At 59.4% G+C, this 22,397-nt stretch carries 20 protein-coding genes; 9 read left to right on the forward strand and 11 right to left on the reverse strand.

Annotated elements, in window-relative coordinates; all coding sequences use genetic code 11:
* Window positions 1–449: 449 nt before the first annotated feature.
* On the forward strand, window positions 450–1,553 hold the full coding sequence (gene gbdR / locus AC07SU_RS13530) for a choline metabolism transcriptional regulator GbdR (protein WP_005792167.1): 1,104 nt from the start codon (window positions 450–452) through the stop codon (window positions 1,551–1,553).
* Between the two features lie 88 nt (window positions 1,554–1,641).
* Here gbdR and AC07SU_RS13535 read toward each other — a convergent pair whose 3' ends face one another.
* The 6 genes from AC07SU_RS13535 to AC07SU_RS13560 all read right to left on the reverse strand — a co-directional run bounded on the left by AC07SU_RS13535 (window position 1,642) and on the right by AC07SU_RS13560 (window position 7,051).
* Complete coding sequence (locus AC07SU_RS13535; protein ID WP_176996689.1) at window positions 1,642–1,905, reverse strand: hypothetical protein; 264 nt, start codon at window positions 1,903–1,905, stop codon at window positions 1,642–1,644.
* Between the two features lie 377 nt (window positions 1,906–2,282).
* Entirely contained in the window at window positions 2,283–3,443 is a 1,161-nt protein-coding gene (locus AC07SU_RS13540; RefSeq protein ID WP_494997295.1) for a gamma-butyrobetaine dioxygenase, read from the reverse strand.
* Between the two features lie 15 nt (window positions 3,444–3,458).
* A complete protein-coding gene (locus AC07SU_RS13545) occupies window positions 3,459–3,935 on the reverse strand; it encodes a thioesterase family protein (protein ID WP_176996687.1) in 477 nt (158 codons plus the stop codon).
* A 111-nt stretch (window positions 3,936–4,046) separates the two neighbouring features.
* Entirely contained in the window at window positions 4,047–5,012 is a 966-nt protein-coding gene (locus AC07SU_RS13550; RefSeq protein WP_017476440.1) for an L-carnitine dehydrogenase, read from the reverse strand.
* Between the two features lie 129 nt (window positions 5,013–5,141).
* Window positions 5,142–6,029 carry a 3-dehydrocarnitine:acetyl-CoA trimethylamine transferase CdhC gene (gene cdhC / locus AC07SU_RS13555; protein WP_176996685.1) on the reverse strand — a complete coding sequence of 296 codons (888 nt, stop codon included), beginning with the start codon at window positions 6,027–6,029 and terminating at the stop codon, window positions 5,142–5,144.
* Between the two features lie 77 nt (window positions 6,030–6,106).
* A complete protein-coding gene (locus tag AC07SU_RS13560) occupies window positions 6,107–7,051 on the reverse strand; it encodes a choline ABC transporter substrate-binding protein (protein ID WP_176996684.1) in 945 nt (314 codons plus the stop codon).
* A 193-nt stretch (window positions 7,052–7,244) separates the two neighbouring features.
* On the opposite strand from AC07SU_RS13560, the gene AC07SU_RS13565 reads away from it, so the two are divergent.
* Both AC07SU_RS13565 and AC07SU_RS13570 read left to right on the forward strand, forming a co-directional pair.
* Window positions 7,245–8,189 carry a GlxA family transcriptional regulator gene (locus AC07SU_RS13565; RefSeq protein WP_494997362.1) on the forward strand — a complete coding sequence of 315 codons (945 nt, stop codon included), beginning with the start codon at window positions 7,245–7,247 and terminating at the stop codon, window positions 8,187–8,189.
* A gap of 68 nt (window positions 8,190–8,257) precedes the next feature.
* Window positions 8,258–9,436, forward strand: coding sequence for an AAA family ATPase (locus AC07SU_RS13570; protein WP_494997296.1), 1,179 nt, complete (start codon window positions 8,258–8,260; stop codon window positions 9,434–9,436).
* Window positions 9,437–9,561: 125 nt separating this feature from the next.
* Here AC07SU_RS13570 and AC07SU_RS13575 read toward each other — a convergent pair whose 3' ends face one another.
* The 5 genes from AC07SU_RS13575 to AC07SU_RS13595 form a co-directional block, all read right to left on the reverse strand.
* Complete coding sequence (locus AC07SU_RS13575; RefSeq protein WP_494997297.1) at window positions 9,562–9,978, reverse strand: DUF3010 family protein; 417 nt, start codon at window positions 9,976–9,978, stop codon at window positions 9,562–9,564.
* 26 nt (window positions 9,979–10,004) lie between these two features.
* On the reverse strand, window positions 10,005–10,487 hold the full coding sequence (locus AC07SU_RS13580) for a hypothetical protein (RefSeq protein ID WP_494997298.1): 483 nt from the start codon (window positions 10,485–10,487) through the stop codon (window positions 10,005–10,007).
* Window positions 10,488–10,526: 39 nt separating this feature from the next.
* A complete protein-coding gene (locus AC07SU_RS13585; protein WP_176996680.1) occupies window positions 10,527–10,928 on the reverse strand; it encodes a lysozyme inhibitor LprI family protein in 402 nt (133 codons plus the stop codon).
* A 142-nt stretch (window positions 10,929–11,070) separates the two neighbouring features.
* On the reverse strand, window positions 11,071–12,045 hold the full coding sequence (locus AC07SU_RS13590) for a hypothetical protein (protein WP_494997299.1): 975 nt from the start codon (window positions 12,043–12,045) through the stop codon (window positions 11,071–11,073).
* Window positions 12,042–13,553: an AAA family ATPase gene (locus AC07SU_RS13595; RefSeq protein ID WP_494997300.1), complete on the reverse strand. Its 1,512-nt coding sequence runs from the start codon at window positions 13,551–13,553 to the stop codon at window positions 12,042–12,044. Before AC07SU_RS13595 ends, AC07SU_RS13590 begins: the two co-directional genes overlap by 4 nt.
* A gap of 265 nt (window positions 13,554–13,818) precedes the next feature.
* Between AC07SU_RS13595 and AC07SU_RS13600 the strand changes: the two genes are divergently transcribed.
* The 6 genes from AC07SU_RS13600 (at window position 13,819) to etfB (ending at window position 21,589) form a co-directional block, all read left to right on the forward strand.
* Window positions 13,819–14,796 carry a dipeptidase gene (locus tag AC07SU_RS13600; protein WP_176996679.1) on the forward strand — a complete coding sequence of 326 codons (978 nt, stop codon included), beginning with the start codon at window positions 13,819–13,821 and terminating at the stop codon, window positions 14,794–14,796.
* Window positions 14,797–14,874: 78 nt separating this feature from the next.
* Complete coding sequence (locus tag AC07SU_RS13605; protein WP_016977793.1) at window positions 14,875–15,405, forward strand: DUF5943 domain-containing protein; 531 nt, start codon at window positions 14,875–14,877, stop codon at window positions 15,403–15,405.
* A 15-nt stretch (window positions 15,406–15,420) separates the two neighbouring features.
* Window positions 15,421–17,481: a dimethylglycine demethylation protein DgcA gene (gene dgcA, locus AC07SU_RS13610; protein WP_494997301.1), complete on the forward strand. Its 2,061-nt coding sequence runs from the start codon at window positions 15,421–15,423 to the stop codon at window positions 17,479–17,481.
* Window positions 17,482–17,644: 163 nt separating this feature from the next.
* Complete coding sequence (gene dgcB / locus AC07SU_RS13615) at window positions 17,645–19,588, forward strand: dimethylglycine demethylation protein DgcB (protein WP_494997302.1); 1,944 nt, start codon at window positions 17,645–17,647, stop codon at window positions 19,586–19,588.
* Window positions 19,588–20,808, forward strand: coding sequence for an electron transfer flavoprotein subunit alpha (gene etfA, locus AC07SU_RS13620; protein WP_494997303.1), 1,221 nt, complete (start codon window positions 19,588–19,590; stop codon window positions 20,806–20,808). The genes dgcB and etfA overlap by 1 nt, the downstream gene beginning before the upstream one ends.
* A 10-nt stretch (window positions 20,809–20,818) precedes the next feature.
* Window positions 20,819–21,589, forward strand: coding sequence for an electron transfer flavoprotein subunit beta (gene etfB / locus AC07SU_RS13625; protein WP_176996675.1), 771 nt, complete (start codon window positions 20,819–20,821; stop codon window positions 21,587–21,589).
* The last annotated feature ends 808 nt before the right edge of the window (window positions 21,590–22,397 follow it).

Genomic DNA, 22,397 nt, shown 5'->3' on the forward strand with positions numbered 1-22,397 from the left:
ATTGTAGGAGCCCGGCTTGCCGGCGATAGCGTCAGCCCAGGCAACACTGCTCATAAAGTGAACACCCGGATCCAAAAGCGCCACCTTTTAGCGCGTCGCAAACAGATAAGTAGCTCCCAAACGATTTCCCGCCTGACCCCTCGTCATCCGCGCTTGCGGTGACAGACTTCTCCCACACCCGCAAAGCGCCTTCCCACAAGTGCTACCGATCTGCTCACACCCCTCAGGTAGGCCTGCTCCTACGCCCATTTCGGGTCATATCCCGCACATACCGCGCGGGCTTATATAGACGCGTCATGAGGTCGTTTTTAGGAGTTATTGGACGGCCATTCAATTTTAGGCATGGCATTTGCTCTATCAATTCAAAGCCTCGTTCTGTGTCGCAGACGAGCGCAATAACAAGAGCCTCGCCTGAGGCCATCACCCGCTTTGTGTGAGGAGATACCGCGATGACGTCGTTCAACTCCGGGGCCCAACCCCAGAACCGTGCGCCTCAATCCATCGGCTTTTTGCTGCTGGACAATTTCACGCTGATTTCCCTGGCTTCCGCAGTCGAACCGCTGCGCATGGCCAACCAACTCTCCGGCCGCGAGTTGTATCGCTGGACCACCTTGAGTGTTGACGGAAACCAGGTGTGGGCCAGCGACGGTCTGCAGATCACCCCCGATGCCTCCATGCACAAAGCCCCAGCCCTGGACACCGTGATTGTGTGCGGCGGCGTGGGTATCCAACGTACCGTGACCCGTGAGCACGTGTCGTGGCTGCAAAGCCAGGCGCGCCAGTCCCGCCGCCTTGGCGCGGTGTGCACCGGCAGCTGGGCCCTGGCCTGCGCCGGGTTGCTGGATGGGTTCGATTGCAGCGTGCACTGGGAATGCCTGGCGTCGATGCAGGAAGCCTTCCCCCGCGTGGCCATGAGCACACGCCTGTTCACCCTCGACCGTAACCGCTTCACCAGTTCGGGCGGCACCGCGCCGCTGGACATGATGCTGCACCTGATCAGCCGCGACCACGGCCGTGAACTGTCGGCCGCCATCTCTGAGATGTTCGTGTACGAACGCATCCGCAACGAACAGGACCACCAGCGTGTGCCGCTCAAGCACATGCTCGGCACCAACCAGCCGAAGCTGCAGGAAATCGTCGCGCTGATGGAAGCCAACCTGGAAGAGCCGATCGACCTGGACGAACTGGCGGTGTATGTCGCCGTGTCCCGTCGTCAGCTGGAGCGCCTGTTCCAGAAATACCTGCACTGCTCGCCGTCGCGCTACTACCTCAAGCTGCGCCTGATCCGTGCTCGGCAGTTGCTCAAGCAAACGCCGATGTCGATCATCGAAGTGGCGTCGGTGTGCGGGTTTGTCTCCACGCCGCACTTCTCCAAGTGCTACCGCGAATACTTCGGCATTCCGCCACGGGATGAGCGCGTAGGCTCCAACACCACCCAACAGGTGGCGATGATGCCGATTCCGCAGGCGCTGGTGTTGTCACCGTTGTCGGGGCCGATGTCGGCGTTGAGCCAGGCGCGTAATGAGTCGACGTTTGCCAGCGTAAGGCTTTAGACCGAGTCGCCTTCATCGCAGGCAAGCCAGCTCCCACAGTTGGAACGCATTCCCCTGTAGGAGCTGGCTTGCCAGCGATAGCAATCTATCAGGCGCCAGAGTTCTGCTTGAACTGCACCAACGCCGGCAACAACTGCTTGTCGATCGCCTGGCGCACCGCCGGCAAAATCGTCGCACTGCCGGTGTACATCTGTTCCACCATGCCCTTGAGTGCCTTGGCCCGAGCCGCACTCAAGCCGCGTACCGCGCACTCGCAAGCCTGCTCGGCGGTGGCGCCGCTGGACACTTCAAAACCCAGCGAGCGCAGGTGGCCCAGCAGGTCATCCTGGTCAATCAAATCCGCGTGCATCATGGCGTTTTTCCTGGTGTAGGGAGCGGGGTCTGACCTCGATTCTGGTAGCCCCCCGAGCGGTCGGCAAGGGCAGAATCAACGAATGCCTCAGATGGCTATGAGCATGTCGTTTTCGGGCCATTTACCGACAGCAGTAATAGGCACACTGAATGCCAGGCAAGCACCTTGAAGGTTTGGTCACCCTCGGGATGTCACGCTCACACCAAGCGCTCTGCCCCGATCCAGTCACGGCTGGGTTGGGGCTTTTTTTGCCTGGGTTTTGGGGTGTTTGTACCAGCCTCATCGCAGGCAAGCCAGCTCCCACATTTGACCGAGTTCCACCTTTGGAATGCATTCCCCTGTGGGAGCTGGCTTGCCTGCGATGGCTGCACCTCGGTCTACCGTTGCAATACCAATATCCGCGACAACAACTCATCCCGATCGATATAGCACCCCTGAAAATGCCGCGCCCCGGACGCCGGGTCGAATGCATTACGCGCATGCAACGTCCGGCGGTTATCAAAGCACCACAACTCACCCGGATTCAGGCGCTGTACCACGCGGAAACGCTCCTCCCGCGTCATCGCAATAAACCGCCGATACGCGCGGTACAGCAAAGGCATCTGCTCCACGCTGGCCTCGAACGGCCCGCGTAGAAAGTTAGCCATGCGGATCTCCGCCACTTCGCCCAGGGCATCCAGCGCAATGATCGTCGCGAGCCGGCGGTAGTCGCTGTGGCGGTCCTTGTTGCGAAATTCCACGGGGATCTCACAGAGGGCGCGAAACGCCTCGGGGTCTTCGTTGCGCAGGGCCTGAGCGATGGCAAACCCGTCGACAAAAATGCTCTCGCCACCGTCGGCGTCGTTCACCAGGCAATGCAGGAATTGCAGGCCCGGCTGCAGCTCCCGCGTCGGCAAATCACTGTGCAGCGGCAGGTTGAACGCGGTGTAGGCATTGCTGTCGGCATCGGCCTTGGATTGCACGTTGAACAGCACGCCGAAGTTGCTCTCGCGGATGAACGAAATGCGCTTGGCGATGAACGCCAGTGAGCCGGGCTCGGTGGGCACGCCACGGATTTGCGTCAGGCCGGTGTCGCGCAGGGCCAGCAGCCACTGCAGCAACGCGTCGGAGTCTTGCATGACGGCTGCATAGTCGAAAATCGGCAGCTCGAAACGGCTGTCCCACAGCTGGGATTTGGGTTTTGCCGCACGCCGTTCGGCACGGGACTCATCGTCGTAGGCGTGAGCCCGCAACCAGCCAGGGTCGTACCGGCTGTGGTGGCCGCCACTCCATTCCACGCTCAGGTCACCTTGCACGATGTGCGCGCTGATTGCGGTGAGCTGCTCGTCTACATCGACGATCTCCAGCACCTGCTCGCGGGTCACGCTGTACACGCAGTGCGCGCACGGGCAGTTGTCCCGCAGCCACTGATGATGGAAAGGGCTGACCCGCCCATCGGCCCAGCGCACACGAATCTGATCGTCGAGCACCTGGACCTCGTCGAGGTCACAGATCTTCGGGTAGGTACGGAAATCGGCAACAGCGGCGGCGGTTTGCATGGTGGCTCCTTGTTTTTATTTTTTGGGTGGCAGTCCAATCACTCGGCCAAGCAGGGCGGGGCGTGGCAGGTCGGCCTGTTCTGCGCTGATGGCCGTGAGTTTTTCCAGCGTGGCCTCGGTGAACGGCGCGGAGTGCGGGCCGGCGAGGTCGACGTGCAGCAGCATCTGTTCGTTGCCCGCCAATTCCTTCTCGTCGCCTACGAGGTGCAGGCTGTGATAGAGGTGCAGGCGCTTGGCGTCATGGGCGATGAGTTGGGTGTGCACCTCCACCTCGGCGCCAAGTTTCACTTCGTGCAGGTAGTTCAGGTGCAGCTCGAGGGTGAACAGCGAATGACCGCTGGCTTCGCGGTTTTCGCTGTCCAGGCCCAGGGTGTCCATCAGTGCGTCGGTGGCGTAGCTGAAGATCAGCAGATAGAACGCATCGCGCAGATGGCCGTTGTAGTCCACCCAGTCGGGCTGGATGTGGGTGGTGTAGGTCGTCAGTGCAGGCATGACATAAATTCCGGGTAGGTACTCGGTCAACTGTAGGAGCCGGCTTGCCGGCGATGGCGTCCTTGAGGGGGCTATCGCCGGCAAGCCGGCTCCTACAGGGATCAACAGCGGTTATTCAGCGAATGTCATACCGTGCTTTTCCTTGGTGGTCTTCACCGCTTCCAGCACCGCCAGCAGGCAATCATCACGATAGCGTTCCAGCGCCGAAATGCTGTGCTTGCCCAACTGATCGCTGGTGCCGTCCACCACGTCATCGATCAACTTGTCGGTCAGCTCCGGCGCCGGCAGGTAGGTCCATGGCAGTTGCAGCGCCGGGCCGAATTGCGCCATGAAGTGCCGCATACCGGCATCGCCGCCAGCCAGGGTGTAGGTCAGGAAGGTGCCCATGAACGACCAGCGCAGGCCGGCGCCAAAGCGGATCGCGTCGTCGATTTCGCCGGTGGTGGCCACGCCGTCATTCACCAGGTGCAGCGCCTCGCGCCAGAGCGCTTCGAGCAGGCGGTCGGCGATGAAGCCGGGGACTTCCTTGCGCACGTGCAGCGGGCGCATGCCAAGGGATTCATACACCTTGATCGCGGCTTGAATGGCCTCCGGTGCAGTGTTCTTTCCGCCCACCACTTCCACCAGCGGCAGCAGGTAAACCGGGTTGAACGGGTGGCCGACCACGCAGCGTTCCGGGTGGGTCGATCCTTCGTAGAACTCGCTTGGCAACAGGCCGGACGTGCTGGAGCCGATCAATGCGTTGGGCTTGGCCGCGGCGCTGATCTTGCTGTGCAATTCCAGCTTCAGCTCGAGACGTTCCGGAGCGCTTTCCTGGATGAAGTCGGCGTCTTTCACGCACTCCTCGATGGTGGCGACAAAGCGCAGGCGGTCCTGGGAGGCACCCGGCGCCAGGCCTTGTTTCTCCAGGGCGCCCCAGGCATTGGCGACGCGTTTGCGCAGCGCAGCTTCGGCGCCGGGCGCCGGGTCCCAGGCCACGACGTCCAGGCCATGGGCCAGGGCGCGGGACACCCAGCCGCTGCCGATGACACCGCTGCCGAGGGCGGCGAAGGTTTTGATTTCGGTGATAAAGCTCATGGCATATTCCTGAATGGAGGCAGTGTAGGAGCCGGCTTGCCGGCGATGGCGTCAGAGGCATCGCCACAGGCATGAGGGCCTCATCGCCGGCAAGCCGGCTCCTACAGGGTTGGTTGTGTTCTGAAAGGATCAGCCGCGCTTGGTCAGGCCCATCTTCACGCGGCCTTCGGCCGGGGTCATGACTCGTGCGCCCAGGCGGCTGAGGATTTCACTGGCGCGCTCCACCAGTTGGCCGTTGGTGGCGAGCACGCCTTTGTCCAGCCACAGGTTGTCTTCCAGGCCGACCCGCACGTTGCCGCCCAGCAGCACCGCTTGCGCGGCCATCGGCATTTGCATGCGACCGATGCCGAAGCCTGCCCACACGGCGTTGGCCGGCAGGTTATCGACCATGGCTTTCATGGTGGTGGTGTCGGCTGGTGCGCCCCATGGGATGCCCAGGCACAGTTGGAACAGCGGGTCGTCCAGCAGGCCTTCCTTGATCATCTGCTTGGCGAACCACAGGTGGCCGGTGTCGAAGATTTCCAGCTCGGCCTTCACGCCCAGCTCCTGGATGCGTTTGGCGCCGGCGCGCAGTTGCGCAGGGGTGGAGACGTAAATGGTGTCGCCATCGCCGAAGTTCAGGGTGCCGCAGTCCAGGGTGCAGATTTCTGGCAGCAGCTCTTCCACATGGGCCAGGCGGGTCAGCGGGCCGACCAGGTCGGTGTTGGGGCCGAACTCCATCGGGTTCTCGCCGCCACCGATCTCCAGGTCGCCGCCCATGCCGGCGGTGAGGTTGACGATGATGTCGATGTCGGCCTCGCGGATGCGCTCCATCACTTCGCGGTACAGGGCCACGTCGCGGCTGAACTTGCCGGTTTGTGGGTCACGCACATGGCAGTGCACAACCGTGGCGCCGGCCTTGGCGGCTTCTACCGCCGCAGCAGCGATTTGTTTGGGAGTGACCGGCACGTGTGGGCTTTTGCTGGTCGTGTCGCCAGCACCGGTGAGTGCGCAGGTGATGATGACGTCGTGGTTCATGAGGCGGTTCCTTACAGGCGGGCGTAATGGTGCCGTTCGCAGCCAGGAGCGGCTGCGAAGCGGTGATTCAAATCAGGTTATTTGCTGGTCAATTGCAGGTTGGCGGCGGCCGGCTTGCCGTCGAAGGTGGTCACGCCTTCCAGCCAGCGGGCCTGGTCTTGCGGGTGATCCTTGAGCCACTGCTTGGCGGACTCGATGGCGTCCTTGTGGTCCAGCAACGGCTGCATCATCCGGCTCTCGTCGGCGGCGGTGAAGGTGAGGTTGGTCAGCAACTTGTGGATGTTCGGGCACTGTTCGGCGTAGGTCGGCGACGTGACGCTCCACACGGTGGCCATGCCTTCGTTCGGGCCCAGGGCGTCGTCGCTGCCGGTGAGGTAAGTCATGGCGACGTTGACGTTCATCGGGTGCGGCGCCCAGCCGAAGAACACCACGGCTTCCTTGCGGCGAACGGCGCGGTCGACGGCGGCGAGCATGCCGGCTTCGCTGGACTCCACCAGCTGGAACTTGCCCAGGCCGAATTGGTTCTTGGCGATCATCGCCTTGATCTGGGTGTTGGCGCCCGAGCCGGGTTCGATGCCGTAGATCTTGCCGCCCAGTTCTTTTTCGAACTTGGCGATGTCGGCAAAGGTCTTCAAACCCTTGTCGGCCAGGTAAGTCGGCACGGCCAGGGTGGCGCGCGCATCTTCCAGGCTCGGCTTGTCGAGGACCTTGACCTGCTTGGCGTCGACGAACGGGGTGATGGTCTGGGTCATCAGCGGGTTCCAGTAGCCCAGGAACAGGTCCAGGCGTTGGTCACGGATGCCGGCGAAGATGATTTGCTGGGAGGCGCTGGTCTGTTTGGTCTTGTAGCCGAGGCCGTCGAGCAACACTTGGGTCATGGCGCTGGTGGCGATTACGTCGGTCCAGTTCACCACGCCCATGCGCACGTTCTGGCAGGACGCCGCGTCGGCGGCCAGTACGTTCGTGCTCAAGATGGCGCTGGCGCTGAGTGCAAGCACGCAGCGGCTGATCAGTCGGTTCATGGTGGATCCCTCGGCAGGTCGTTATTGTGGGGTCCGGCGTCTTTGTGCGCCGTGAGGCCAAGTTACGTACCTTCGCAGGCGACAAAACGCACGGCGGCGACCAGCTCTTGCACTGCAGCGACCTGCCCCCTTGAATCCACCCGAGAACGGGAGTATCACAGTGCCACGCTGCCCGTCCTACGAGAGCGCCACCATGTCCCAGGATTTCTACTTTTTGCTGATGCCGGGCTTCTCGGCCATTGGCTTTATCTCTGCGCTGGAACCGCTGCGGGTGGCCAACCGCTTTCGTGGCGAGCTGTACCGCTGGCATGTGTTGAGTGCCGACGGCGGCGCGGTGCTGGCGAGCAACGGCATGTCGGTCAACGCCGACGCTGCGCTGGAGCCACTGAAAAAAGGTGCGACGTTGTTAGTGGTGGCGGGTTTCGAACCGCTGCAGTTCGCCACGCCCGCCCTGGAGCACTGGCTGCGCCGCCTCGATCACGACGGCGTGACCCTGGGCGCCATCGACACCGGCGCCTGCGTGCTTGCCGAAGCTGGCCTGCTCGACGGCCATCGCTTGACCCTGCATTGGGAAGCCATCGACGCCTTCAAGGAATCTTATCCACTGCTCACCGTGACCCAGGAACTGTTCGAGATCGACCGCCGTCGCATCACCTGCGCCGGCGGGACGGCCTCCATCGACCTGATGCTCGACCTGATCGCCCAGGCCCATGGCCCGGAACTGGCGATCCAGGTGTCCGAGCAGTTCGTGCTCGGCCGCATTCGCCCGCGCAAAGACCACCAGCGCATGCAGATTGCCACACGCTATGGCATCAACAACAAAAAGCTGGTGCAGGTGATTGGTGAGATGGAGCAGCACACCGAGCCGCCCTTGAGCACCCTGGCCCTGGCGGAAGCGATCAAAGTGACGCGCCGCCAGCTGGAGCGCCTGTTCCGCCTGCATTTGAACGACACACCCAGCAACTTCTACCTCGGCCTGCGCCTGGAAAAAGCCCGGCAGCTCTTACGTCAAAGCGACATGAGCGTGCTGGAAGTGAGTATTGCCTGCGGGTTTGAGTCGCCGTCGTATTTCACGCGCAGTTATCGGGCGCGGTTTGCCAAGTGCCCGAGGGAGGATCGGCGACGGGAGGTAGTTTGACGGGCAATTATAGTCAATTATACTCATGACTATAATTTATAGTCCTTTGAATAATTGAGTATAAAACCATGTCCAAGCACAGCGGCTTTGTATTCCGCCGCCCCGCCCTGGCTAGCAGCATTGCCGACGGCCTGGTGGGGGCTGGCATTCAGGATTTCACCTCTGGCCTGTTTCTCGCAGCGCCGCGCCGAACAGGCAAAAGTACTTTTTTGCGTGAAGACCTCATCCCGGAGTGTCAGCTTCGAGGCTGGCTGGCCGTGTATGTCGACCTGTGGGCGGACAAAGAGAAAGATCCGGCAGAGTTGATTGCCAGCGCAATTGCCGCCGCGCTGGTGCCCTACGAAAAGGGCATTCGCAAGCTGGCCAAGAACATTGGCATCGAAAAGCTGAGCTTTCTGCGGACGCTGTCCTGGGATTTCAGCAAGCCTCAGTTGCCTGTTGGCGCGACGTTGACCCAGGCGCTGGAGCTGCTGCATCACGCGGCGGAAAAACCCGTTGTGCTGGTCATTGATGAAGCGCAGCACGCGCTGACCAGCGATTCAGGCATCAACGCGATGTTCGCGTTGAAGGCCGCCCGGGATCAGCTCAACCAAGGGCGTGATGAGGAGGGCAGTGGGTTGCACCTGGTGTTCACCGGCTCCAACCGCGACAAGCTGGCCCACTTGGTGCTGGGCAAAAGCCAGCCGTTCTTCGGTTCCAGCATCACGCCGTTTCCGCTGTTAGGCAAAGCGTTCACCCAGGCCTACACCGCGCACCTCAACGCGAATCTGGCCAAGACTAACCAGTTCAACGCTGCCGACATCGATGAGGCCTTTGAGTTGGTGGGCCGTCGTCCCGAGATGCTGCGCACCATTATTGGTGAAGTGGCGTTGGAACTGGGCGAGGCGAGCAACCTGGGCCAACTGCTGCACAGCCGAGCCGAGTTGCTGCGCGCAGGTGTGTGGACCGAGTTTGAAAGCGCCTGGAACAACCTCACTATTCCCCAGCGTGCCGTGCTGGACGTGATGGTGGAGCGTTCGCAAAACAACGAGCCGTTTGCGCCGTTTACCGACAGCACCCTCGCGGCGGTCAGCAAGGCGTTGGAAGAGATGGGCAGCGATGTAGTGCCGGGCACCCAGACGATTCAGGCTTGCATTGATGCCCTGCGGGATAAGGAGTTGGTGTGGAAGTCGAGCCGGGGCGGGTATGCCCTGGAGGACAAGACGTTTGGAGATTGGCTGAAGCACAAGCGCCGTACACCTGACTAAGGGACAACTCAAATCAAATGTGGGAGCTGGCTTGCCTGCGATGGCGGTGGGTCAGCGCGATAGATGTCAACTGATGTACCGCTATCGCAGGCAAGCCAGCTCCCACAGTGGATAGGTGGTGTGGCTTATTTTTTCAGCAGGGCCGAACACGCCGCTTTGTAGGCTTCATGCTGGTACTTGTTCAGCGTCGCCGGCAACTCGAAGTTGTGCTTCTTGTTCTGCGCATTAATGGTCTGCGGCGACAGCAGCGTCACCTCCACACCGTCCAGCAACTGAAACACCCCTTCAATCTTGAACGTGGTCGGGCCACCGGCGAACTCGCCTTTCTTGCTGCGCTTCTTGATGGCGATTCGCTCGATGGCGTTGTCCTGTACGAACGCCTTCACCTGGGCGGCGAAGGCTTTGACGTTGGCCGCTTCATCGTCGTCTTCCAGGGCGATTTTCTTGGTGGCCAGGGTGACATGGGCCAGCGCTCCGTTGTCCAGGGAAGCGACAGCGATGATGGCTTCGCTGCCTTTGATTTCGATGCCGCAGAGAGTCATTTTCGAGCCTATGGAATGAGAGGGGGTCAGTAATAGCGATCTTCGGCTTTGTGCTGATAGATCCGGTGCACGGTCCACAGGATCAGCATCCAGCACACAATCATCAAGCCGCTGCTGGCGCTCATGATGTAGAAATTAGGCGAACTCGAATGAAAGTTGGCCTTGATGTTATGCACCGTTGGAAACCATTTTGAATACACCACGGCGACCTCGTCGCCGACTTCGTAACCAGGGTCTTCAACGAAGCTGCTGTTATTCACCATGCCGTCTTCGCGTTGGCCTTCATGGCTGAACGAGTAATAAACGTTGGTGCTTGTGTTTCGCGGGCCGACGCTTTCGAGTTGAGTGATTTCCCCAACGGCTTCTACGGGGGCTGCCTTGATCAGTCCGTGTGGTGCACCCCGGCTGACCGACAGGGACAGCATCAGTGACAGTATCAATGTGAATATAAACAGCAGAACAGCGCGCGTGAACAGGTAATCCCGTTCCGCTTCGCGGGCGTAATACATGTGAATTCCTTTTCAACGTTCCAAGCGGTGTTAAGCCTGTTATTCCTGTCCGATCGACTCCAAAAACTCCGACCGCTCATCACTCATCCGCGCCAGGCAGTCGTTCTGCTGGATGGCGTATTCCTTGGTGCCGTTCACTGCCGGGAAGGTGTCCACGGCGCAATCGGCATCACGCAGTTTTTCCCACTTCTGCTGGGCATCCTTCAGACGAGCGGTAATGTCGGCGAGCTGCGACTTGTTGCTGCCGTAGGTCGAACCCATGCGTTCGAGCAGGCCTTGGTAGTTGTCCTTGAGCAATTGCTCGGCGGTGGTTTTGTTGTAGGTGGCGCATTCCAGGGTTTGCTTGTCGTTTTCGATGCCATCGCACGGCGTGTTGTCGGTGTCTTCAGCCGCGTGTGCGGTGGTTGCGATGAGTGCCAAAGCCAGGAAAATCGATTTCATTGCGCCGTCTCATATCAGGTGATGCGGAATTCTGGCCCAAGCGTAAGACAAATAACAGCTGCCAGTCAGACGTGTCTTGATGCCCTTTGTCGCGGATTGACGCTTTCGACAACTCCCAGAGGATGTACGTACGATTCCAGAGTCAGCTATCAAGCCCTCGATGGAATTGGTCGTATAGGTCTGCGTACATTTTTCCCAAGATATATTGCTTGTACTCGTTGCGTTCAAACCGCAGTAGCCGTGCTTTCAGGTAGGCGTCCTCGATCTTTAGTGGACCGCCGCTTTTGTCAGCATCTTCATCAGGCATGTTTTTGATGACCTTTTGGTTTCCTAACAGCGCCTCAATTTCCACCTGTGAGGCAATAAAGTCGACCCCTTCGCAAGACATGTGTTCATAGCGAGCTGCAAGAGCGAAGAGAGACATACTATTGCTGCTCGCGACACAGTCTGCGGGCCAAAGTAGTTCAATTGTCAACTCATTTTTTATTTTTTGAAACGAGCCGATAATATCTACGATGGTTTTAGATGCGTGGGTGATCTTGAAGTTTATAGTTTCCTCATCAAAATATGGATGCAGATGTTTGTTGGCGTAAACGTCGTCATCACCTTTAAGAGAAGAGTTGCACGAGTAACAGCTAGGAATGAGGTTGCATAGGGTTAAAGCCAAATGTGGATAAAGCGATTTTGGATAAAAATGGTCAAGTGTAGGTCTGAGTGCCCCATCCTCACCCTTAAATACAGTAAAAGCGTATGCGTGGTGGCAGTAAGGGCAGATTTTAAGCTTGGACTCTCGACAAAGACTATAGGCGTTCCAGCCGGGTTTCTCTTTGTTGCTAAAGTATGTGTAGTTGAATGCGTGCTTCAAATCATCAATCAGATGGTTATATTCAAACACATTGACATGATTTTTTATCTGCAGCAGCCATTGAACAGTAATGTCCATGTCCGCACGCTGATGGGATGTCAGTCTATTTCTAATAAGTCGAACAAACGGCTGGGACAGCGTCGACTTAAGTGTGTCGGCAGGTCTTTCGAGGAAACGTCTAATTACCGAATTCAAATATGTAGTGTGTTGATTTTCGGCCGTTTTCCAAGTGTTGGCAGCATTGATAATCACGATGGGCGCTCGCTCATTCTCACAAGCTCTCGTTTTATGATCGGGTCATCGATGATCGAAATAAGATACTTGTCACGAGGTGAGAGTTGTTTATGCTTAATGTTCTCAATCGTTGAATTTATTCGTCGTGTAGCAAATTCGCCAATGGTGCTTGCATCAAAGCAAATGTTCAATATTGCGTTAAGCGGTGCAGCAAATGAAGGCTGATCCTCTTGCGGTACTCGAGCCTGGCCGGTTTCCGGTAGCTGCAATTGGCATATGAATTCCTTGGGTACATCAGACGTCAACAAGGGAGAGTGAGACGCTATGATTAGCTGTAGGCACGGGATTGAAAACTCTGTCTTACACGCAGCCAGAAAATTGTTGACCTGCCAGATGTACTTACGCTGCCAAGCCAGATGCAAAAAAGCATCGCCTTCATCAATAAGTACTAGGATTTTCGCGGCCTTGTCAGGCTTTGTGGCTAATTGCTTGATTGCTTCATAGATGGAGATTACTTGATTTATTATTGCCCATTGGCCTGAGCTCATGCCGGGCAGCACAATGTCGAAAATACTTAAATTTGAATTCTCGAAGATCCTGCGGTCGCGTTCTACTTGAATTTGATACTGATGAGTGCCGCGTGAAACTTTTTTGAAGTCGAATCTTTGCAAGATCATAAGTGTTCGTTTGAACAGTGTGTGACAACTGATCGCCTTGTCTTCTCTTGAAGGTAAGAGAGTGATTGTCTTGAAGTAGTAAGATGGGATGTCTTCGGTGAGTAGCGAGACATAGGCTCGGAAACTGTGATTCATTTTCTGCATGGCCTGGAAAACGCCAAATAGTGCGAGCAGGTAATTTTCTGGATTATTGACGTTGTGTTGCGCGGAGGTATTCAAGTCCAATAGTATTTCGTCGCCGAGCGAATCAATCCTGCTTTTTAACTCGAGCTCCATGTGAGTTAGCTCGTCTTGATTTCCATTGAAGTCCGAGAATTTTTTAAGACGCTTTTCCAAATCCCTGATGGACAGTACACCGGGGTGGTCGAAAACCTTCGAATATTCGTTTTTCTCGTCGTCAATCAGCGCTCTCGCTAGAAAATCCTTGATTTTTCTTTCGTCAAACCTAAATCTCGCGAAAAGCTCCAGGCTCAGGCCGAACTCTTCTAAGATGTTTTTATGTTCATAAAGTTGAAAGAGGTTTTGGTCGCGGGCGCGCGAGGCATCGATAAAGTTTGTCTGTTTTCTGAAGGTCAATCGGTTACGCACGGGCGTGTAGTAGACTAAACCCCATTCGCTTAAGTTTTTTTGATCGAATGTTCCACGGTAATCAAATGACAGTCGGCAGTCCGAATCAAATTTAGGTCGAGCCCGAGGCGCGAATTTTTCCACCGTCTGTTGAAGAAATCGGCTTTTCCCGCTGCCATTGGGTCCAATGAGTAAGGAAACAGAGTCGATATCGAATAGATTGTGGCTCTCCCTGTTACGTAAATGAAGAATCGCCCCGTCTTGATCGATTGAAGTGAGCATTTCCCCGAATCTCCTTTTCTAATTGAGCTTTTTGATCATGCCTTTGGGCTGCTTCACCGCGCCTTAAGGCGCGGGTCTTTTGGTCCTGCCGGACAAATTACAAGGAGTAGAGGCCTAATGCCATATTTGCCAATTGTCGTGGATTGACGCTTTCGGCAATTCCCCTGTCGTTTTTGCACCCGGCTCTGTCGGCCCCTGGGCATATGCTGGCCCCAAAGCGCCGGCAGACGATTCGGCGCGTGAATCGCCAATAAGGGGACGCCTGATGAGCCCAGCCGAATTGCACGCCGACAGCATCGTTATCGACGGGCTGATTATTGCCAAGTGGAACCGCGACCTGTTCGAGGACATGCGCAAAGGTGGTCTCACCGCCGCCAACTGCACCGTGTCGGTGTGGGAAGGGTTCCAGGCCACCATCAATAACATCGTGGCCAGCCAGACCCTGATCCGTGAGAACAGCGACCTGGTGATCCCGGTGAAAACCACCGCCGACATCCGCCGCGCCAAGGAACTGGGCAAGACCGGCATCATCTTCGGCTTCCAGAACGCCCATGCTTTTGAAGACCAACTGGGTTATGTCGAGATCTTCAAGCAGCTCGGCGTGGGGGTGGTGCAGATGTGCTACAACACCCAGAACCTGGTCGGCACCGGCTGCTACGAGCGTGACGGCGGTTTGTCGGGCTTTGGCCGTGAGGTGGTGGGCGAGATGAACCGCGTCGGCATCATGTGCGACCTGTCCCACGTGGGCTCCAAAACTTCGGAAGAAGTCATCCTCGAATCCAAGAAACCGGTGTGCTACTCCCACTGCCTGCCGTCCGGGCTGAAAGAGCACCCGCGCAACAAGTCCGATGAAGAGCTCAAGTTCATCGCCGACCACGGCGGTTTTGTCGGCGTGACCATGTTCGCGCCGTTCCTGGCCAAGGGCATCGATTCGACCATCGACGACTACGCCGAAGCCATCGAATACACCATGAACATTGTCGGCGAAGACGCCATCGGCATCGGCACCGACTTCACCCAGGGCCATGGCCAGGATTTCTTCGAAATGCTGACCCATGACAAGGGCTACGCCCGCCGCCTGACCAGCTTCGGCAAGATCATTAACCCGCTGGGCATCCGCACCGTGGGCGAGTTCCCCAACCTCACCGAGACCCTGCTCAAGCGCGGCCACAGCGAGCGCGTGGTGCGCAAGATCATGGGCGAGAACTGGGTCAACGTCTTGAAAGACGTCTGGGGCGAATAAGCCACCGCTCTCCTAATCCTTAACCCGCTGCCCTTCGCGCAGCGGGCATCCAAACGAATTTTCTGGAGTTAAGTTTCCATGGCCAAGATCGCCCCGCAATTGCCTATCGAAGTCGACAGCGAAACCGGTGTCTGGACTTCCGACGCCCTGCCGATGCTGTACGTGCCGCGCCATTTCTTCGTCAACAACCACATCGGTATTGAAGAAGTGCTGGGCGCCGATGCCTATGCCGAAATCCTCTACAAAGCCGGCTACAAGTCCGCCTGGCACTGGTGCGAAAAAGAAGCTGAATGCCACGGCCTGGAAGGCGTTGCGGTGTTCGAGCACTACATGAAGCGCCTGTCGCAACGCGGCTGGGGCCTGTTCAAGATCCAGGACATCGACCTGGACAAAGGCACCGCCAGCGTCAAGCTGGAACACTCGGCGTTCGTCTATGTGTACGGCAAGGTCGGGCGCAAGGTCGACTACATGTTCACCGGCTGGTTTGCCGGCGCCATGGACCAGATTCTTCAAGCGCGCGGGAGCCAGATCCGCACTGTCGCAGAGCAAGTCTACGGAGGCTCCGAAGAGGGCCACGATGACGGCCTGTTCACCGTCAAGCCGTTGTAAGCCGAGGACCGTGCCATGGCTTTCGAAGCAATGTTCCAGCCGATCCAGATCGGCAAACTGACCATTCGCAACCGCGTACTCAGCACTGCCCACGCCGAGGTGTATGCCACCGACGGCGGCATGACCACTGACCGCTATGTGAAGTACTACGAAGAGAAAGCCAAGGGCGGCATCGGCCTGGCGATCTGTGGCGGCTCCTCGGTGGTGGCCATCGACAGCCCGCAGGAATGGTGGAGCTCGGTCAACCTGTCCACCGACCGCATCATCCCGCACTTCCAGAACCTCGCCGACGCCATGCACAAGCATGGCGCCAAGATCATGATCCAGATTACCCACATGGGTCGTCGCTCGCGGTGGGATGGTTTTAACTGGCCAACCCTGATGTCGCCGTCCGGCGTGCGTGAGCCGGTGCACCGTGCCACGTGCAAGACCATCGAGCCGGAAGAAATCTGGCGCGTGATCGGCAACTACGCCCAGGCTGCACGCCGTGCCAAGGCCGGTGGCCTGGATGGCGTGGAACTGTCCGCTGTGCACCAGCACATGATCGACCAGTTCTGGAGCCCGCGGGTCAACAAGCGTACCGACGAATGGGGCGGCACCTTTGAAGGCCGCATGAAGTTCGGCCTGGAAGTGCTGAAGGCTGTACGCGCCGAAGTGGGCGATGACTTCTGCGTGGGCATGCGCCTGTGCGGAGACGAATTCCACCCGGACGGCTTGTCCCACGAGGACATGAAGCAGATCGCCAAGTACTACGACGACACCGGCATGCTCGATTTCATCGGTGTGGTCGGCTCAGGGTGTGACACGCACAACACCCTGGCCAACGTGATCCCGAACATGAGTTATCCACCGGAGCCATTCTTGCATTTGGCGGCCGGTATCAAGGAAGTGGTCAAGGTGCCGGTGCTGCATGCGCAGAACATCAAGGACCCGAACCAGGCCACGCGGATTCTGGAAGGCGGTTATGTGGACATGGTCGGTATGACCCGTGCGCATATTGCCGACCCGCACCTGATCGCCAAGATCAAGATGGGCCAGATCGACCAGATCAAGCAGTGCGTCGGCGCCAACTACTGCATCGACCGCCAGTACCAAGGGCTGGATGTGCTGTGCATCCAGAACGCCGCGACCTCCCGCGAATACATGGGCGTGCCGCACATCATCGAAAAATCCACCGGGCCAAAACGCAAAGTCGTGGTGGTCGGTGCCGGCCCTGCCGGGATGGAAGCTGCGCGCGTCGCTGCCGAGCGTGGCCACGACGTGACCTTGTTCGAGAAAAAAGAATTTATCGGTGGGCAGATCACCACGGCGTCCAAGGCGCCGCAGCGTGACCAGATCGCCGGTATCACCCGCTGGTTCCAGCTGGAGCTGGCACGCTTGAAAGTTGACCTGCGCCTGGGCGTGGCGGCCGATGCCGACACCATCCTGGACTTGCGTCCGGACGTGGTGGTACTGGCGGTCGGCGGCACCCCGAACGTCGAACAGAACGAACACTGGGGCGCGGCCGAAGGCTTGGTCGTCAGCAGTTGGGACGTGCTCGACAGCAAAGTCGCGCCGGGCAAGAACGTACTGGTGTACGACACCATCTGCGAATTCACCGGCATGTCGGTGGCCGACTTCCTGGCCGACAAAGGCAGCCAGGTCGAGATCGTCACCGATGACATCAAGCCGGGCGTGGCCATCGGCGGTACGTCGTTCCCCACCTACTACCGCAGCATGTACCCCAAAGAAGTGATCATGACCGGCGACATGATGCTGGAAAAGGTCTACCGCGAAGGCGACAAGCTGGTGGCGGTGCTGGAGAACGAATACACCGGCGCCAAAGAGGAGCGGGTGGTGGACCAGGTGGTCGTCGAGAACGGCGTGCGCCCGGACGAAGCCATCTACTACGCACTCAAGGAAGGCTCGCGCAACAAGGGCCAGATCGACGTCGAAGCCCTGTTCGCGATCAAGCCGCAACCGTGCTTGAGCGAAGCGGGTGACGGGTACTTGCTGTTCCGCATCGGTGACTGTGTGGCGCAGCGCAATACCCACGCTGCGATCTATGACGCCCTGCGCCTGTGCAAGGATTTCTGACGGCTTGTGGAGAACCCTGTGGGAGCGGGCTTGCCCGCGATAGCGGTGGTTCAGTAGACATCTTTGTTGACTGACACACTGCAATCGCGGGCAAGCCCGCTCCCACAGGAATTGAGCAAGGCATCTCGACCTGCAAGACCCCGAGGTCTTTGGGAGCTTCACCATGCTGAACACCCTTCTTCCCATCCTGCTGTTCGCCGCCCTGGGCCTCGCCGTCCTCGGCGCCCTGCGCCGGGTGAACATGTGGCGCCGTGGCCGTGCGTCCAAGGTCGACTTGCTGGGCGGCCTGCTGGCCATGCCCAAGCGCTACATGGTCGACCTGCACCACGTGGTCGCCCGCGACAAATACATCGCCAACACCCACGTCGCCACGGCGCTCGGGTTTGTGCTATCGGCGCTGCTCGCCATTCTGGTGCACGGTTTCGGCCTGCATAACCGCATCCTCGGTTATGCCCTGCTGTTGGCCTCGGTGCTGATGTTTGTCGGCGCTACCTTCGTGTACCTGCGTCGTCGCAACCCGCCGTCACGCCTGTCCAAAGGCCCGTGGATGCGCCTGCCGAAGAGCCTCATGGCGTTCTCGGTGAGCTTCTTCCTGGTCACCTTGCCGGTGGCCGGGATTCTGCCGGCTGACTTCGGCGGCTGGCTGCTCGCCGCCTTGCTGAGCGTGGGTGTGCTGTGGGGTGTGTCCGAAATGTTCTTCGGCATGACCTGGGGCGGCCCGATGAAGCACGCCTTCGCCGGTGCGCTGCACCTGGCCTGGCACCGCCGTGCCGAACGCTTCGGCGGTGGCCGGTCCACCGGTTTGAAGCCGCTGGACCTCAGCGATAAAACCGCGCCCCTGGGCGTGGAAAAGCCCAAGGATTTCACCTGGAACCAACTGCTCGGTTTTGACGCCTGCGTGCAGTGCGGCAAATGCGAAGCCGCGTGCCCGGCGTTCGCTGCCGGCCAACCGCTGAACCCGAAAAAACTCATCCAGGACATGGTGGTCGGCCTGGCCGGTGGCACCGATGCCAAGTTCGCCGGCAGCCCGTATCCAGGCAAAGCCATTGGCGAACATGGCGGCAACCCGCACCAGCCGATCGTCAATGGCCTGGTGGACGCCGAGACCCTGTGGTCCTGCACCACCTGCCGCGCGTGCGTGGAAGAGTGCCCGATGATGATCGAGCACGTGGACGCCATCGTCGACATGCGCCGCCACCTCACCCTGGAAAAGGGTGCGACCCCGAACAAGGGCGCCGAAGTCCTGGAAAACCTGATCGCCACCGACAACCCCGGCGGTTTTGCACCGGGTGGCCGGTTGAACTGGGCGGCGGATTTGAACCTGCCGCTGCTCAGCGAAAAAGGCACCACTGACGTGCTGTTCTGGGTCGGCGACGGCGCCTTCGACATGCGCAACCAACGCACCTTGCGTGCGTTCGTCAAAGTGCTCAAGGCCGCCAATGTGGACTTCGCGGTACTCGGCCTGGAAGAGCGCGACAGCGGTGACGTGGCCCGCCGCCTGGGCGATGAAGCGACCTTCCAGCTGCTGGCCTCGCGCAACATCCAGACCCTGGCCAAATACAGCTTCAAACGCATCGTCACCTGCGACCCCCACAGTTTCCACGTGCTGAAAAACGAATACGGCGCCTTCAACGGCAATTACCTCGTGCAGCACCACAGCACCTTCATGGCCGAGCTGATCGGCGAGGGCGCGTTGAACCTGGGCCAGCACAAAGGCAACAGCGTGACCTACCACGACCCGTGCTACCTGGGCCGTTACAACGGTGAATACGAAGCGCCGCGCCAAGTGCTGCGAGCGCTGGGTATCGAGGTCAAGGAAATGCAACGCTCGGGCTTCCGTTCACGCTGCTGCGGCGGCGGTGGCGGGGCGCCGATCACTGATATTCCCGGCAAGCAACGTATCCCGGACATGCGCATGGAAGACATCCGCGAAACCGGTGCCGAGCTGGTGGCCGTGGGTTGTCCACAGTGCACGGCGATGCTTGAGGGTGTGGTCGAACCGCGCCCACTGATCAAAGATATTGCCGAGCTTGTTGCTGATGCATTGCTCGAAGACGCCGCACCGGCAAAAGCTCCTTTAAAGCGTGAACCTGCGGAGGTGCACTGATGAGCGACATTATCCGCCGCGACCCCCGGGCCGAATGGATCGCCCGTAACCGCCTGCACCCGCTCCATGCGGCGATGCAGCCGGTGCAACACAGCTGGATGGGGCCCAACGGCGTCATCCGCAAGAATGTGCATGGCGTCGGTTTTATCGGCCCCAACGGTATCAAGCGCATCGACCGCAGCGGCGCCCAACAGGGCGGCGCGGCCAAGCGCACGGCGGCGGTGGAAGTGCAGTTGCCGTTGCACCAGGTGCCAGCGCCTGCGTTCTACATCAACGTGGTGCCGGACATGGTCGGCGGCCGCCTGAGCAGCCACGACCGCGACTTGCTCGGCCTGGCGCGGCAGTTGGCCGGCAGCGACGGCGCCGTGCTGGCGGTGGTGTTTGGCGAGCACAAGGAAAGCGCGTTTGCCACAGCCGGCGTCGACCGCCTGCTGGTGTTGGAAGGTCACGCATTCGACGGTTATTCTCCGGAGCAACGTGTCCAGGGCTTGCGGGCTGTGGATAACCAATTCAACCCGCGTCACTGGCTGCTGCCCGACAGCCGCAGTGGCGGGGGCGAATTGGGTCGACGTTTTGCCGCCAGCCTCAAGGAACGCCCGGCCACACGTGTCTGGCAGATCAAGGGCAACGAGTGCATCGGCCGTGCCGGTGCTGGCCAGGAAGACTTGGCCCGCCCTCTGCCGCGCCTGATCCTGGTGGCGGCCGAATGCGCCGATCCGGTCAGCGAAACCCGTCACGAAGCCTTGCCCGTGGAGTTATCCACACCCCTGGCCCGCAGCCTGCCGCGTATCGAAGACCTCGGCGCAGTGGCGGTGGACCCGGCGGCGATTCCCATGGCCGAGGCGGAATTCATTTTCTCTGGCGGCAACGGTGTGAAGGACTGGGCGCTGTTCCACCAGACCGCCGCTGCGCTGGGCGCCACCGAAGGCGCTTCGCGGGTGGCGGTGGACGACGGCTTCATGGCGCGTGATCGCCAGGTCGGCGCCAGTGGCACTTGGGTCACGGCACGGGTGTATGTGGCGGTGGGCATTTCCGGCGCGATCCAGCACCTGCAGGGCATCGGTGCCTGCGACAAGGTGGTGGCGATCAACCTGGACCCTGGCTGCGACATGATCAAGCGTGCCGACCTGTCGGTGATTGGCGAAAGCGCCGCGATCCTGCACGCCTTGATCGCGGCGGTCGAGGCTTACCGCAACGGCGCCAAGCGCGATGCAGCTTAAGGAGTTGGCCATGACCACGAATGTAATCAGCCTGGTGTCCATCGGCGCCCACCCCACTTCAGGGCGCCCGCGCCGTGCCGAGCAGGACGCGCGCGCCGTCGAACTGGGCCTGCAAATGGCTGGGGATAAGTTGCAGGTGCTGCATGCCGGCAACATCAACGAGCCGACCCTGCGCAGCTACCTGGGCATGGGGTTGCCGCAACTGCAGGTGCTGGAACAGCCCGCAGGCAGCGATGCCTTGCCGGTGCTCAGCGACTACCTGCGCGAGGCAGGTGCCCAGGTGGTGCTCGCTGGCAGCCAGGCGGAAACCGGCGAAGGCTCGGGCATGCTGCCGTTCCTGCTCGCCGAACAATTGGGCTGGCCGTTGATCGTCGGGCTGGCGCAAGTGGAGTCCATCGACGGCGGCGTGGCCCATGTGCTGCAAGCCTTGCCCCGTGGCCAGCGCCGCCGCTTGAAGGTGCGCTTGCCCTTCCTGGCAACGGTGGACAACGCCGCGCCCAAGCCCCGGCAAAGTGCCTACGGCCCCGCGCAACGCGGCGAGTTGGCTGCCCATGAGGTTGAGGTGGAAGAGGACGAGTTATTCACAGGCGCCGTGCTGCAACCGGCCAAGCCTCGGCCCAAGCGCCTCAAGGTGATCAAGGCCAAGAGCGGTGCCGATCGGATGAAAGCCGCAACGGCCAAGGCCAGTGGCGGCGGCGGGCAAGTGCTTAAGGGCCTCAGCCCGGAGGCGGGTGCCGAAGCCATCCTCAAGCTGCTGGTTGAAGAAGGCGTCGTACGCTAACCCAAAACCCCCCCAAACCTTGTAGGAGCCGGCTTGCCGGCGATAGCGGTCGTTCAGCCGACTGATGTCTCGACTGACATACCGTCATCGCCGGCAAGCCGGCTCCCACAATGGGCTTACCCACAATCCCTGTTGACCCGTCTGTGGATAACCTGTTCGCGGCTGTCCACACCCCTTGCAAATCAAGCCCTCCAGCTCGCTGTACGAAAAACAACCAGGCTAACTGGCGGTTTTTCCTGGATTTTTTCCCCGTGCAAAACCGCGCTTACACACAGACTTGCCCCCAAAGTCTGTTGGCGCTTCTGTGGATAAGATGTTCGCTATCGGCTGAGAGCCTTATAAAACGTGGCTTACACAGACTTGGGTAAAAGATGACCAATTTTACTGTGAAACCGTGAAAACCCCCGGTTCATGACGGTTTGATAGGGTTTTCCACAACGTTTTTGAAGTTACACCCAATCTCTGTTGGTGGCTCTGTGGATAAGGTGTTTGCGTACCGCTACAGGCCTCTATCTACGGGGCTTGTAGGTGTTTGATCAATAAGTGAGCAATACATGCCGAAACCCCACGACTTGAATAAGTCACGGATTTTCTTCAATTAAATTCAGGTGAATAGCGCAGTTGCCCACAATTGCTGTGGGTGGCTTTGTGGATAAGTTGTTGGGTAACGGCTGGAGGGCAGGGCGTTAAAGGGTTTCAAGAGGTTTGATCAAATTTTGAACACTGTGCAGATGCAAATGTGGGAGCTGGCTTGCCTGCGATGGCTTTAGTGGAATCGACTCCGTCCGCTCAAGGCAGACACACCCCA

This window comes from Pseudomonas sp. GW821-FHT05H12 (genome assembly GCF_059419385.1).

Excerpts from the sequence above, each read along its gene's own strand:
- gbdR (WP_005792167.1), top strand. The coding sequence starts at position 450 with ATGACGTCGTTCAACTCCGGGGCCCAACCCCAGAACCGTGCGCCTCAA.
- AC07SU_RS13535 (WP_176996689.1), bottom strand. The coding sequence starts at position 1,905 with ATGATGCACGCGGATTTGATTGACCAGGATGACCTGCTGGGCCACCTG.
- AC07SU_RS13540 (WP_494997295.1), bottom strand. The coding sequence starts at position 3,443 with ATGCAAACCGCCGCCGCTGTTGCCGATTTCCGTACCTACCCGAAGATC.
- AC07SU_RS13545 (WP_176996687.1), bottom strand. The coding sequence starts at position 3,935 with ATGCCTGCACTGACGACCTACACCACCCACATCCAGCCCGACTGGGTG.
- AC07SU_RS13550 (WP_017476440.1), bottom strand. The coding sequence starts at position 5,012 with ATGAGCTTTATCACCGAAATCAAAACCTTCGCCGCCCTCGGCAGCGGT.
- cdhC (WP_176996685.1), bottom strand. The coding sequence starts at position 6,029 with ATGAACCACGACGTCATCATCACCTGCGCACTCACCGGTGCTGGCGAC.
- AC07SU_RS13560 (WP_176996684.1), bottom strand. The coding sequence starts at position 7,051 with ATGAACCGACTGATCAGCCGCTGCGTGCTTGCACTCAGCGCCAGCGCC.
- AC07SU_RS13565 (WP_494997362.1), top strand. The coding sequence starts at position 7,245 with ATGTCCCAGGATTTCTACTTTTTGCTGATGCCGGGCTTCTCGGCCATT.
- AC07SU_RS13570 (WP_494997296.1), top strand. The coding sequence starts at position 8,258 with ATGTCCAAGCACAGCGGCTTTGTATTCCGCCGCCCCGCCCTGGCTAGC.
- AC07SU_RS13575 (WP_494997297.1), bottom strand. The coding sequence starts at position 9,978 with ATGACTCTCTGCGGCATCGAAATCAAAGGCAGCGAAGCCATCATCGCT.
- AC07SU_RS13580 (WP_494997298.1), bottom strand. The coding sequence starts at position 10,487 with ATGTATTACGCCCGCGAAGCGGAACGGGATTACCTGTTCACGCGCGCT.
- AC07SU_RS13585 (WP_176996680.1), bottom strand. The coding sequence starts at position 10,928 with ATGAAATCGATTTTCCTGGCTTTGGCACTCATCGCAACCACCGCACAC.
- AC07SU_RS13595 (WP_494997300.1), bottom strand. The coding sequence starts at position 13,553 with ATGCTCACTTCAATCGATCAAGACGGGGCGATTCTTCATTTACGTAAC.
- AC07SU_RS13600 (WP_176996679.1), top strand. The coding sequence starts at position 13,819 with ATGAGCCCAGCCGAATTGCACGCCGACAGCATCGTTATCGACGGGCTG.
- AC07SU_RS13605 (WP_016977793.1), top strand. The coding sequence starts at position 14,875 with ATGGCCAAGATCGCCCCGCAATTGCCTATCGAAGTCGACAGCGAAACC.
- dgcA (WP_494997301.1), top strand. The coding sequence starts at position 15,421 with ATGGCTTTCGAAGCAATGTTCCAGCCGATCCAGATCGGCAAACTGACC.
- dgcB (WP_494997302.1), top strand. The coding sequence starts at position 17,645 with ATGCTGAACACCCTTCTTCCCATCCTGCTGTTCGCCGCCCTGGGCCTC.
- etfA (WP_494997303.1), top strand. The coding sequence starts at position 19,588 with ATGAGCGACATTATCCGCCGCGACCCCCGGGCCGAATGGATCGCCCGT.
- etfB (WP_176996675.1), top strand. The coding sequence starts at position 20,819 with ATGACCACGAATGTAATCAGCCTGGTGTCCATCGGCGCCCACCCCACT.